Genomic DNA, 12541 nt, shown 5'->3' with positions numbered 1-12541 from the left:
CAACTAATTACGAGTAAATCGGTTGTTCAGCGCTCAGAATCGGAAATTAAGTGCATTATGGCACTTATTTGCTTCAAAACGGGAAAAATCCGTGAATTAGATGCAGATTTGCAACTAATTTCGTGATTGCAGTAACCACTTTCGCATCTATTTACTCCGACGGTTCCTTTGCAACATTCTAAAGCCCGCTGGAACCTAAGTAGTAGCTTGGCGTTTGGTATTTCGTGTTTGGCGTATGGTGTTTGGTATTTCGTGTTTGGTGTTCCGTGTTTGGTGTTCCATGTATGGCGTTTGGTCTTTGGTCTTTGGTCTTTGGTCTTTGGTGTTTGGCGTTTGGTGTTCCGTGTTCCGTGTTTGGCGTACTCAGTCTGCAGTTCTCGGCGATGATGTACAGGTCGCTGATTGCGGCATTGGTATTAACGGCGCCGAGCAATGTCTCCATCAGTGCTGCCGCAGCCTGATCCTGCACAGCTTCACTGCTGCTTAATACGGCTTCGGCAGCAGCCACCGCCGCTTGCAGCTTTTTGGAATCCGGGCAGCCAGCACAGCACATCCCCGTTGTTCCCCCCGCCTAACTGCGGTCCTTATCCCCGCCTCAGGTCGAGTCTCAAAAACAGCCTGCAGTCCGTTTTGCAATGCCGGATAAAGCCTTACAATGAGTACATAACCAAGCGGACCTGCAAGAAATTATCCGGTTATATAAGATGAACTTAAGAATGGAGTAGTAGAGTTGTCAGAAAGCCTGATGCATAGGGCTTCCCTGGCAACTCCGTATGTAACATTCTTAAGTTCACGTTCTATAACAACTACAACCCTGAGAGGAAGATAATAATGAGAAAATTATTTCGTTCGGAGAGCAACAAGAGGATTAGCGGATTATGCGGAGGATTAGCCCAGTATTTCGGAATCGACGCCAGCATGCTGCGACTGCTAACTGTCATTGCCGCCTTCTTCAGCTTCGGTACCGTGCTCTTCATTTACATTGTCGCAAGTATCTTTATCCCTAAGGAAACCTTCGGCAGCTTCACAGATCCTAACGAGTTCTACTAAACCGATACTAACGAATTCTACTAAGAGGAGAGATACTAATGAGTATTATGACAAGAATTGCAACCCTAACCAAAGCCGCATTGCATGAAGGATTGAACAAGCTGGAGAACCCGGTGCTGTTGACCGGACAATACTTACGCGATCTGGAACAGGAAATTGATTCTGCCGAGAAAAAACACCGTGAGCTGAAAGTAGCGGCAACGGTTCTCGAACGCCGCCTGAGTGAATATCGCCTGCAGGCAGACCGCAGCGAAAGCGAAGCGCTTCAGGCCATGCAGCAGGGGAATGAAGCCGCTGCACGGGTCGCCGTTTCGGCCAAGCTGCGTTACCTGGAGAGTGCGGACGAATGCACCACCGGCCTGGAAGAAACCCGGCAGATGCTGATCGGACTGGAAGCCAGCCTGGCCGGTGCCAAGGAAGAATTCGTCCGGTTGAAGGCGAAACGGACTGAGCTTGCCGCCCGTGCCCGCAAAGCCGCAGAGAAGGAGCAAGCGAACCGTGCCGCTGCCGGCTCGGCACCAGGCTTCGGCCGCAGCCACAGCCCGCTGAACCTGAACGCGGGCAACGCCTCGCGCGGCTTCGAGCGGATGGAAGACAAGATCAACGAGTGGGAAGTGCTTGCGGACAGCTCCGCTTCAGCATTCTCCGCCTCCCGCCCGGGTGCCCCTGCGGTTAACCCGGAGATAAGCAGCGCTGTTGACGCTGAACTGGAACGTCTGCGCGGACAGCAAGGCAGCGGTAAGTAAAGCAGCTGCTGGCATATGCCCGCTGGACAAACAGCCAGCAATCATCTCGGCGTTCCCCCGCCCTACCCTGCATGGCTCCCCCGGTGGGGCCATGCGGGCTATTACAGGGATTTTTTACCACTAAATACAGCCATAACAACAAAAAGGACAGCTTATAGGGAATTTCTCCCGTTAAGTCTGTCCTTTTGCCGCTGAAGGAAGCATCTTACCCACAATTAGTGGTCAACTTTCCCCATACTATACAGAAACAGCTTGTTTACGGCTAAATAGTGGTCGAAATTCCCTATATACTCTTCTTACAGCTTGCCACCTCGGCTCGGCCTCTTCCCTCAATCCCGAAGAATCCGTTTGGCCTTCGCCGCTTTAAGCCACAGCGGAAACTCATTAAGCAGTTGGTCATACAGCTCTTCATCACTTACGGTATCTATCCGGTCCAGATGAATAAAGCTGGCATTGTCCACCAGCCTTCCTTGCATCGTATCCAGCCCCTTCAGCACCTCGAAATCTGAATCGCCGATGCCAACAAACTGCCAGAAGATCGGCAGGACGGAAGCCGCCCTAATTACCTTTTGGGTGGGCTTGACCACACCACCGTCATTGATAAAAATGATCAAAACAGGCGTAGTATCGTCTTCCTCCTCCGTATACTTTTTAATGATATCCTCCATAACCGGCGGTTCATTATTGCGGCCAAACTTGTGAATATGCTTATTATTTATAATGTGAGTGAAGACATACCGTCCAAGTTCCCGTTCAGTGACAGGCGGCAGACGGCTGAACTCTGTATCATACACCCAAACATCGAGTGAGCCGTTATCATCAAATTCGCAGGCGACCGCCAGAATACGTTCCACTATTTCCTGTACAGTGCCATTATTATATAAGTTTCTCATGGAGCCGGTAATATCGAGCACGATGCCAACTCTCGCTGTGACCCCGATCAATTGCTTCTTTTCGAGCGTGAATCCGACGAGCTTTTTGCGCAAGTCAATGGACGACAGAATATTCCCGGTTGGTTGCTCTTGCAGAGCCTCCGTGCTTCTCTCCGGCGCTTCTACAGTTGCAGCAACTTCAGCAGTACCCGATTTCTCGACTTCCAAGCCGTAATTTGTGCATAACGCAGCTAATCCCCCATTAAATCCGCTCCCGATCGCATGAAACTTCCATTCACTGCCGTAGCGATACAATTCACCCACCACTACAGCAGTCTCCTGTCCAAGATCCGAACCATAGTCAAAACGGAATAATTCTGTCCCAGTATCACGATCCAACAGTCTGAGATAGGCATGGCTCACAGCATGAAACGAATGCCCAAGCACTTCTCCCTCATAAATCGTTAACGTCAGCGCTATTCTGGCAATCTCAGCCGGTACAGCTGCAAGGGTTACAGAAACAGCCTCATTGCCACCCTGAGTTAAGGCGGAGTGTGAGACAGACCCATTTGAGGAGGCCGGATTTCCATAGAATATAAAGTTCTCATCCCGCTCGCAACGATTCTGTTCTGACAGCAAAAAGGCAGCAACATCTATACCGATAGACTTGTCCTCAGCCGTCCAGCCGAACTGTAAAGAAAGATTCGTGGTATTCCGCCCTTTGGTAAGATCCACCTTTTGCCCTTTCAAAAGCTGCATGCCCTCATCTCCTTCAATCATTCAATGGATAGATTCCAACCCTTCCTAGATAAGGAATATCACAGTTGCTTCTATTTGTAAATTCGCACCAAGCCGCGAATCTGCATAGATTCCACTTTAGCATCTGGATGAACGACCCAAAAGGGCTTCTGCGCTCTACGCAGAAGCCCTTTTTTAAAATACGCCAGAATTTATATGGTGGACACTATAAATTAGCCTTATATTTCTCGCAGAAACGGACGCCTGAAAGCGATACGTAGTATCGCTGCTTCGGAAGCATACGCTTTTCAGAGGACGGCAAAGCCGTTTCTACTTGTGCCAGCCTGTTGGTACAGAAACGTTACTCCACTTCCTGCAGCTGATATAGCACGCTCTGGAAGTCACCCTCCGGCAGAAGTATAGGAACGCCGAAATACATCAACTCATCGCCCCCATGTACGCTTTCACCAGGAAGCAGGCGATACCGCTTCTGCGGGTCCAAGCCCTGGAACTTCATTCGCCGCAGCGGGGCATTGGGCTCAGCGAGCACGCGGAAATACGCCGCGAACGCCTCCGAACGGTCTTCCGAGACAAACATCCAGCTTGCCCGGTTACCTTCAAATGGGCTGGACAGCCTATACATTTCCCCGAACTGGATCAATTCCCGCAGTGCTTTGTAGGTACTCACCTGCGCCTTGACTTCCTCTTTCTCGCTCAAGGTCAGCTTGGTGAGGTCCAGCTCATAACCGAAGTTGCCGGACATGGCAACATGACCGCGTGTCTTAAAGGGCGTCTCCCGGTGTACCTGGTGGTTCGGGACATCGGATACATGCGCCCCCATTGCGCTCGCCGGATAGACGATGCTGGTGCCATACTGAATCTTCAATCTCTCCACCGCATCGGTATCATCACTGGTCCAGGTCTGCGGCATGTAATAGAGCATGCCCGGATCGAAACGTCCGCCTCCACCCGAGCAGCTCTCGAACAGAATATGCGGGAAACTGGAAGTAATCCGCTCCATGACATCGTACAGGCCGAGAATGTAGCGGTGCGCCGTTTCACGTTGGCGCTGGTGAGGCAGCAGGGACGATCCGATCTCGGTCATGTTGCGGTTCATATCCCATTTCACATAGGTAATCGGTGCAGAGGACAGAATCTTGCTGACCGCAGTGACAAGATAATCGCATACATCCGCCCGGGATAGGTCAAGCACCAGTTGCTCCCGGCCCATCGTCCGGCTGCGCCCTTCCACATGCAGACACCAATCCGGATGGGCCCGGTACAGGTCACTGTCCGGTGACACCATTTCCGGCTCGAACCATAATCCGAACTCCATGCCCAGCTCCACAATCTCCGTCCCCAGACATCCCAGACCTTCCGGCAGCTTGTTCTTGTCCTCGACCCAATCGCCGAGTGAGCTGTTATCGCTGTCCCTGTGGCCGAACCAGCCGTCATCAAGTACGAACAGCTCGATGCCCAGCTCTTTGCCGGAGCGGGCGATCTCTTTGATCTTCTCCGCATTGAAATCGAAGTAAGTCGCCTCCCAGTTGTTGACGAGTACAGGCCGAACCTTGTCCCGGAACGTTCCCCGACATAAGCGGGTGCGGTAGAGCCGATGCAAGATCCGGGACATCCCGCCGATGCCCCCGGAAGAACGGACCAATACGGCCTCCGGGGTCTGGAACGTCTCACCGGGCTCCAGCAGCCAGCTGAAATCAAAATCATGCAGGCCGATGGTTACCCGCGTGTTCGAGAACTGGTCCACTTCGGCTTGAGCCGCGAAGCTGCCGCTGTAGACTAGGCTGAAGCCGTACACTTCACCGGACTCCTCAGTGGCATCTTTGGAGAGCAGCGCCAGGAACGGGTTCTGCTGATGGCTGCTCGAGCCGCGCTTGCTGTCAATCCGGTGAATACCGGGAACAAGCGTGCGCTTGTGGATATGGCGTTCCCGTACCCAGGCTCCCGACAACTGCAGCATATCGAAATCACTATGGTTGAAATCCACACTGGCGCTGAATGCCCGCTCCAGCTGGATAGCGCTCCGTCCGCCGTTCTCGAAGAATACAGAGCGGGTAATGGCATCCACAGCATGAAATACGGTATATTGCAGCGTGGCACTCAGCCCAGTCAGCTTGTCCAGCAGAATAATTCTGAGCGTCTGTGCTTCTTCATCACTCTCGGCATAGGTGGCGGGCAATCCGGGAAGTTGCGGCTTGCCCGCCACAATCTCATGGCCGCTGTACTCCAGATCCGTAACACTGGTTCCGTTCGGCAACCGCACCTCGTAGGCCGGTTCACGGAAGTCGCCCCGCCCGTAACCCGGATATTCCCGGGGCAAGGTATCGAAGGAGAAGCTGCGGTCCTCCGGATGATAATTCGGGCTGAAAGAGGAACGCTCCGTCAGATGCAAACTGCCAGCGAAGCTGTCATTCGCAAGCCGTGGTCCCCAGTATAGATGTGCGGGATGCGCCGACTTCACCAACTGGATAATATAGCTGCTATTCAGGGATTGCAGATGAAAGATTCCGCGTTCCCGGTCATAATGGATAGGCAAAGCTTATTCCTCCTCATACTGTTATCCTTTTACGGCAGAGCCTACGGTCATCGCACGCTCTACTTGCTCACTGAAGAACAGGTATACAATAACCATTGGCAGACTTGCAATGGTCATGACCGCGCCCATCCCGCCCCAGTCTGTACTGTATTGCCCCTGGAAGAACAGCAGACCCAGCGGCAGTGTCTTCATTGCCTCATCAGAGATCAGAATATAGGCTAACATGAACTCATTCCAGTTGTTCAGGAATTGGAAAATGGCTACGGTGGCAATCGCCGGGGTCACTACAGGCACAATAATCTGCAGGAACATTCTGTAGACACTCGCCCCGTCCATACAAGCCGATTCCTCCAGCTCACCAGGGATGCTTCGCATAAACCCGTAGAAGACCAGACAGGAGAACGGCAGTCCGATGGCAACATAAGGAACAATAAGCGCTCCGTAGGTGTTGCTCAGATGAAAATCACGCACGAGAAGAGCCAGAGGAATCATAATGACCTGCAGCGGCATGAACATACCAATGGTCATATACAGTCTGACGCTCTCGCGGAATTTCCAGCGCAGCCGGGAGATGGCGAACGAGAACATGAGCGACAGGATAAGGATCAGCACAGTTGAAATAGTAGATACAACTAGACTGTTCATGAAATAACGCGGAATATTGAATTCCGACCAAGCGGATACATAGTTCTCAAACCGGAAATTGGTCGGGAAACCAAAGGGATTGGTCACGAATATTTCATCATTATTTTTCAGGGAATAAGAAATCATCCACAACAGCGGGTATACAGAGATAACAAAATAGATCCACAACGGCAGCTGTACAAGTATGGCTCTCACTTTATTCATAACGTTCTCCTTCCTTGAGTGGTCTGCTCATCAGGCTTCATTCCGGTCAAAGGTTTTATTGATCACAATGGTCGCCAGCAGCGACAGCAAGACGAGCACAACCGATACCGCGCAGGCGTATCCATAGTTGCTCTCCATGAACGCATAGCGGTAAATCATGAAGGTAAGCGTATAGTTGCTTGTGCCGGGCCCGCCGTTGGTCATAATCAGCATTTGCACGAACGCTCCGAGGCCTGAGGTGATGGCCACAATCAGACAGAATTTGAACGTCTCCTTCATCAACGGCAGCGTCACCTTGCGGTGAGCCATCCATTTGGAGCAGCCGTCAATCGTAGCAGCCTCCATATATTGCTCCGGTATCGATTTCACGCCCGCATACAGCAGGCTGAATTGATAACCCATGAACTGCCAGGCATTAACGAAAGCGATGGCAATAATAGAAGTGGTCGGCGAAGTGAGCCAATTCTGCTGATAAGGAATATGCAATATATCGAAAAGCCTGTTGATCAGCCCGTTGTTCGGATCATAAATGGCGATCCACAATTGGCAGACCACGGTAACGGATAGTACAACCGGAATGAAATAAGCCGTCTTTAGCAGCTTCCGTCCCCGCACGCGGGGATCGGCGCAAGCCAACGCCAGGATGGTTCCGAGCCCGATCTGGAAGATGGTCAGCACAAGGGCAAAGATCATACCATTACGCAGAGACGTCATCAACAGCGGGTCACTGAACAGCTCCTTATAGTTAGACAAGCCGTTGAATGTTGCTGTGCTCAGCCCGTCCCACTCGAAGAAGCTGCGGAAGAAGGATTGGAGCACCGGATAAATAATAACTACACTGTAGATCAATAGAGCCGGCAGAAGAAATAGCATAATCGCCTTTTTATTGCCTAGATACTTGTGCATACAGTATGATTCCACTCCTTTTCAGAACGTTCTATTTATTCTCTTTATTAAGAACGCGGTTCATATTATCTGTAAATTGCTCTACCGAGAAGCCCTTGACCAGGATGTTCTGCGTGTTGTCGTCCAGTGCGTTCTTGATCTGCACGCTGCTCAGCCCATTCGCATAGCCCTTGACGTTCGGCAATACTTCTGTTGCAATTCTCTTCATCATCGCCGGAACCTCACCTGTCATGGGCTTATCCACCTTGGTGGCGACAATCGGGCTGCCCAGCTGGGTGTATTTATATTCAGCGTATTTCTGGGCGATGAAGCTCGCTACTTCTACAGCCTTATCTACATTTTTGCTGCTTGGGGATACGGCGAAACCTCCAGGTGCTCCGGCACCATTCATATACATCTTCGTATTCTCGTAAGTTGCTTCATCCTTAGCCGGCCAGTACATCCAGTCGACCTTGTCGCCAAGTTTCTCCGTGCTGCTGAAAATTTCCCATTGCCCGTTGATGAACATTGCTGATTTCCCTTGGTAGAACTGAGAAGAAGCCTGATCATAGTTGGTATTGGTCGCATTGATGTCGAACAGGCCTGCCTCTTCCAGTGTCTTGATTTGTTTCGCGGCAGTCAGGTAAGGTTCTGTCAGCTCCGACATGCCTTTGGTTTCCAGCGGTCCGAAGCCCTTGGTATCTTCACGAGTCGCAAATCCGCTGTACAGGGCGCTCGTAATCCATTTCTCCTTGGCAAAGATCGAGAGCGGAGTGAAGCCGGCCGCTTTAATCTTTTGGGAAGCCTCAACCAGCTGATCGATCGTCTTGATCGGTTCAGTGATTCCTGCCTTGGCAAAGATCTCTTTGTTGTAGAACAGCAGCTGGAATTCGATACCTGTATACGGGAAAGCATAGATATGTCCATCCGGTGCGATCAGGCGCGATTCATTCCCTGTATTCAGCTTTGCTTTGAAATCTGCCGTAGCGGCATGGTCGTCCAGCAGCTCTACATTCTTGGATTTGGCAAAGGTCTGCAGCGTGGTCCAGTCTGTTTCGTAAATATCCGGCATATTACCGGTTGCTGCAAACGTCTTTAACTTTTGGTATCCATCCTGAACTGCCTCGTCCAGCACAATTTCCACCTCGGGCATTTCCTTCTTCAGTTCTTCAACCGCATAATCAAAAGGCTTGGAGGTATCATCGTCAAAATGCTGAGCATAAATTTTAATTTTAATTTTCTGACCGGCATTCGCAGCCCCTGTCTCTTCCGTTTTCGTACCATTTCCGTTGTTAACAGCATTATTCCCGCCGCATGCGGTCAGTGAAAAAGCTAATGAAAGTACAGTTGCCAAACCTATTGCTCTGGAATACTTCTTTCTCATTCTAAATCCCCCTTATGCTGCTATGTGTTAGCGATACTCATGGAAGCGTTATTTGATAACGCTTCCACAATTCGTATTTCTATTATATTAGGAGCCAGAAGAGCCGGTAAGGGCCAAACCGGGCACTATCGGGAATAAACGGGACAACTAGAACATGGATCTGGAAGTCCGCCAACAATAGAAAAAAGGCTGCTCCATGCAGCCCTGAGTAGACTTGCGGTTTCCTTCTTCCTGATTCCGAGCGATCTTAAGACATTATCCCTGAAAGGCGCGAGCGGGCCACTGACTGCTCGAACTCAGAGGGAGGCATGCCATAATGCTTCTTGAAGCATTTACTGAAATAGTTCGGATCGTTATAGCCAACCTTAGCGGCAATATCAGACAGGCGCACATTCCCCCCCGCGAGCAGCTCTTTGGCCTGCTTCATCCGGGTATAAGTAATGTAGTCCAGCACAGAGATTCCGCCCTCCTTCCGAAAAACCTTGCGTAAATAGCTGGGGTCTACATACACCCCCTTCGCTACCTGTTCGACCGTAAGGTCATTATCGAAAAAGCGCTCACGGATATATTCTTTGGCTGCCATGAACAAATTATACGATTTGGAGATACGCTGCTCCCGGCCTTGGCTGATGACCGAACGATACAGCTCCTGAATCCAGCTCTCTGCCTCCTCCCAGCTACCCGATTCACGCAACCTCTGCTCCGGCGAAACTGCCGATTTCCCTAGGACTTCGGCGTTCAGGCCTCGCTCTCCGGCATAGGCCAGACAGAGGGACACCAGCCCCATCAGAAGGGTAAAAGCAGCGCCTGCCCCGCCTTTCTGGCTGCGAAGGATGGTTATCAATTTACTGATCTCCTTCTCGGCCGTGTCGCCGTCCCGCATCTTCAGTGCCATCAGCATAGTTTCCTGGATTCCCGGCTGAATCAGATCCCTTAGGGAGTAAGAGGAGCTCTGTCCGTCCACTTGTTCAGTTTCTGTGTGGAGCGGAAACAGCCCGCCGGGCACTGTTGCCACCTCTTGTAGGGTTTGCTGCCCGCCTTGCTTGCGGCTGCCGCTGTTCATCGTCCGCAATCTGTCTGTAACCTTAACCATCATTTCATTAAATTCCCGCTGGTTAAACGGCTTCAGCAGGTAATCATGCACACCCAGGCGGATCGCCTTCTGTGCGTAATCAAACTCATTATGTCCAGTTACGAACACAATCAGCATGCCCGAAGCCTTAGCCTGCAGCTTCGCGGCGAGCTCCATTCCGTCCATATAAGGCATACTGATATCGACCAATATCAGGTCAGGCTTGGTCCGTTCCGCTTCCTCCAGCGCTTCCCGGCCGTTCGCGGCCTCGCTGCAGATGCTGAAATCATATTTGCTCCAGTCCAGCTTGGTACGCATATAGTACCGGAACAACGGCTCATCATCCACAATCATCACTTTATACATCCTGGTCCTCCTCCCTACGCATCTGTTCCGGGGAGGGTCATGCTCATCACTGTTCCTTCTCCCGGTGTACTCTCCACTGTCAAACCGTATGGCTCTCCAAAATACAGCTTAATCCGTTCATAAACACTGTATATCCCAATGGAAGCCGGCTTGCCTTCCCGTGAGCGGTATTCTTCGATCCGTGACACCTGCTCCTTGGACATGCCTACTCCATTATCTCCAACCGTAATTATGACATTCCCGCCGGATTCACGGGCCTCAATTGAAATCAGCCCCTGACTGCCCTTGGTCTTCAGCCCGTGATAAATGGCATTCTCGATAAGCGGCTGCAGAGAAAGCTTCGGTATTGGAATATCCTTAAGCCGTTCCGGGATATTCATCTCATAGCGCAAGACGTCGGGATTGCGCACCTGCATAATCGTCAGGTAGTCGGCAGCATTGGCAATCTCCTCGGACAGAGGGATCACCTCATTGCCTCTGCTGAGCACCACCCGGTAGAAATCAGCCAGCGCCTTGGTTGTATCACGGGCTTCTTCATTCAGCTCCAGGTCATTCAGCACATAAATCGTATCCAGAGTATTATATAGAAAATGCGGCTTAATCTGGGCGTGGATTAGAGCCAGCTCATACTCCCGCTTGCGGGCCTGTTCATCGGTTATGGTCGCCAGCAGTTCCTTGATTCGGCTAACCATAGAATTGAAGACCGTGGAGATCAGGCCGGTCTCATCCTCTGTCGTTACAGGCGATGTGACATTCAGATCGCCGTCCCTCACCTTCCGCATCGCCTTTGTCACCTGAAGCAGTGGGTTTATAATAAGATTGGACAGCTTGCCAGCCAGCAGCAGCGACAGCAGCAGACATATCGCGCCTACCATAATGGTTAAGGTAATATTGCGGCGGATATCCTGAGTCACTGTCTGCAAGGAGATAGTATTCACAAGCTTCCAGTCCAGTTTGTCATAGCTGGTGACAGTAGCAAGCTCTCGCTGACTGCCCCGGCCGATGATCTCCGAGACCGTAGTGCCAGTCGTGCCGAGGCTGTAGGGCAGCTTGTCCTCCGGTTTGGTGAGCAGCAGCGCTTTATCCGGTGCGGACACAATCCGATGACTTCCATCCACAATGAAATACTCCTTCGTAGAGGAGCTTTCTCCGGCTGTGCCAAGGAAGGCGGCGAGCGTGTTCTCCTGCACATTGACAAAAAGTGTGCCCAGTGGAATGCCCGTGTCCAGATTGAATACCACTTTACTCAATGTCAGCACCGGCACCTCTGGATCACTGACCAGATAGTTGCGCCGCTCCACAGGGAACCAACGGTTGGTTCCGTAGCTGCCCTGTCTCCTTGCTTCCTCCAGCATCCCACTGTTGAACACCTGCTCTTCCCCGTCATTACCGTAGGCGTAGGAGGAATAAATCTCCCCGGAGGTGGCCACGAAGACAGCAGAATCGACATCCGGGAAAATAATCAAATCTATCGAGAGCTGGCTCTGCATGAGATTGCGGAACCTGGTTTCCTCTATGGGCGAAGCTGCCGTAGGACGTTCAGCGTACATCCGGTGGATATCCGTAACCATGATGTTGGCGCTGCTCTCTGTATTTTTTACAATCGTATCAATTTGCAGCATAATCAGCTTGGATTCGTCTTCAATGTTACTCTTGGCCTTCTCTATCATGGAACGGCTGAACATCTGGCCGGAGAGCAGCCCCAGAGCAAGCAGTGGGAATATGATCAGTGGCAAGAAAATAAGAAAGATCTTCCTGCGGATCTGCAATCTTCCGAACCTCTTCGCCAGCGAAAATCCTCGCATACAGCTACCTCCCGTCTGTTATCAAGATCATTCTACATCGGTCCATAGCCGATTATACGCCACAAGGCCCACATACAGCATCAGAACATTCATGGAAAATTCACCCAAGGGCAGTCACACCCCATTCAAATCGGACTCCATTGCTTCTATTTGTAAATTCGCAGGATTGTGTTTCACCCATGGCTCCTTTAATATAAACCTATCATGATAGATAAGGGGC

General features: G+C 51.2%; 10 protein-coding genes and 1 pseudogene. 2 read left to right on the top strand and 9 right to left on the bottom strand.

What is annotated here, in order from left to right; genetic code table 11:
* Positions 1 to 178: 178 nt before the first annotated feature.
* On the bottom strand, positions 179 to 553 hold the full coding sequence (locus B9T62_RS40135; protein ID WP_087913740.1) for a hypothetical protein: 375 nt from the start codon (positions 551 to 553) through the stop codon (positions 179 to 181).
* 278 nt (positions 554 to 831) lie between these two features.
* Here B9T62_RS40135 and B9T62_RS02020 point away from each other — a divergent pair, with 278 nt between their 5' ends.
* Positions 832 to 1050: a PspC domain-containing protein gene (locus B9T62_RS02020; protein ID WP_087913739.1), complete on the top strand. Its 219-nt coding sequence runs from the start codon at positions 832 to 834 to the stop codon at positions 1048 to 1050.
* Between the two features lie 38 nt (positions 1051 to 1088).
* A complete protein-coding gene (locus B9T62_RS02015) occupies positions 1089 to 1796 on the top strand; it encodes a PspA/IM30 family protein (RefSeq protein WP_087913738.1) in 708 nt (235 codons plus the stop codon).
* 329 nt (positions 1797 to 2125) lie between these two features.
* Here the strand turns inward: B9T62_RS02015 and B9T62_RS41420 are convergent, their stop codons facing one another.
* The 8 genes and pseudogenes from B9T62_RS41420 to B9T62_RS01980 all read right to left on the bottom strand — a co-directional run bounded on the left by B9T62_RS41420 (position 2126) and on the right by B9T62_RS01980 (position 12321).
* Entirely contained in the window at positions 2126 to 2797 is a 672-nt protein-coding gene (locus tag B9T62_RS41420) for a vWA domain-containing protein (RefSeq protein ID WP_342746182.1), read from the bottom strand.
* Positions 2798 to 2911: 114 nt separating this feature from the next.
* Positions 2912 to 3427, bottom strand: a pseudogene (locus tag B9T62_RS41415) (TerD family protein); the annotation flags it as partial.
* Between the two features lie 340 nt (positions 3428 to 3767).
* Positions 3768 to 5960: an alpha-galactosidase gene (locus B9T62_RS02005; protein ID WP_087913736.1), complete on the bottom strand. Its 2193-nt coding sequence runs from the start codon at positions 5958 to 5960 to the stop codon at positions 3768 to 3770.
* Positions 5961 to 5981: 21 nt separating this feature from the next.
* Positions 5982 to 6809 carry a carbohydrate ABC transporter permease gene (locus tag B9T62_RS02000; RefSeq protein WP_087913735.1) on the bottom strand — a complete coding sequence of 276 codons (828 nt, stop codon included), beginning with the start codon at positions 6807 to 6809 and terminating at the stop codon, positions 5982 to 5984.
* Between the two features lie 30 nt (positions 6810 to 6839).
* A complete protein-coding gene (locus B9T62_RS01995) occupies positions 6840 to 7715 on the bottom strand; it encodes a carbohydrate ABC transporter permease (RefSeq protein ID WP_087913734.1) in 876 nt (291 codons plus the stop codon).
* Positions 7716 to 7746: 31 nt separating this feature from the next.
* Complete coding sequence (locus tag B9T62_RS01990; RefSeq protein WP_087913733.1) at positions 7747 to 9078, bottom strand: ABC transporter substrate-binding protein; 1332 nt, start codon at positions 9076 to 9078, stop codon at positions 7747 to 7749.
* Positions 9079 to 9325: 247 nt separating this feature from the next.
* A complete protein-coding gene (locus tag B9T62_RS01985; protein ID WP_087913732.1) occupies positions 9326 to 10516 on the bottom strand; it encodes a response regulator transcription factor in 1191 nt (396 codons plus the stop codon).
* Between the two features lie 14 nt (positions 10517 to 10530).
* Positions 10531 to 12321 carry a sensor histidine kinase gene (locus B9T62_RS01980; RefSeq protein WP_087913731.1) on the bottom strand — a complete coding sequence of 597 codons (1791 nt, stop codon included), beginning with the start codon at positions 12319 to 12321 and terminating at the stop codon, positions 10531 to 10533.
* Between the last annotated feature and the right edge of the window lie 220 nt (positions 12322 to 12541).

Source organism: Paenibacillus donghaensis (assembly GCF_002192415.1).
GTDB classification, from domain to species: domain Bacteria; phylum Bacillota; class Bacilli; order Paenibacillales; family Paenibacillaceae; genus Paenibacillus_AQ; species Paenibacillus_AQ donghaensis.
The sequence above is the reverse complement of the archived record's forward strand: the minus strand, read 5'-3'. Positions and strand labels throughout refer to the sequence as shown.

What these genes read in the sequence shown, in the direction of transcription:
- B9T62_RS01995 (WP_087913734.1), bottom strand. Translation starts at nt 7,715, where the DNA reads ATGCACAAGTATCTAGGCAATAAAAAGGCGATTATGCTATTTCTTCTG.
- B9T62_RS01980 (WP_087913731.1), bottom strand. Translation starts at nt 12,321, where the DNA reads ATGCGAGGATTTTCGCTGGCGAAGAGGTTCGGAAGATTGCAGATCCGC.
- B9T62_RS01990 (WP_087913733.1), bottom strand. Translation starts at nt 9,078, where the DNA reads ATGAGAAAGAAGTATTCCAGAGCAATAGGTTTGGCAACTGTACTTTCA.
- B9T62_RS40135 (WP_087913740.1), bottom strand. Translation starts at nt 553, where the DNA reads ATGTGCTGTGCTGGCTGCCCGGATTCCAAAAAGCTGCAAGCGGCGGTG.
- B9T62_RS01985 (WP_087913732.1), bottom strand. Translation starts at nt 10,516, where the DNA reads ATGTATAAAGTGATGATTGTGGATGATGAGCCGTTGTTCCGGTACTAT.
- B9T62_RS02020 (WP_087913739.1), top strand. Translation starts at nt 832, where the DNA reads ATGAGAAAATTATTTCGTTCGGAGAGCAACAAGAGGATTAGCGGATTA.
- B9T62_RS02000 (WP_087913735.1), bottom strand. Translation starts at nt 6,809, where the DNA reads ATGAATAAAGTGAGAGCCATACTTGTACAGCTGCCGTTGTGGATCTAT.
- B9T62_RS02015 (WP_087913738.1), top strand. Translation starts at nt 1,089, where the DNA reads ATGAGTATTATGACAAGAATTGCAACCCTAACCAAAGCCGCATTGCAT.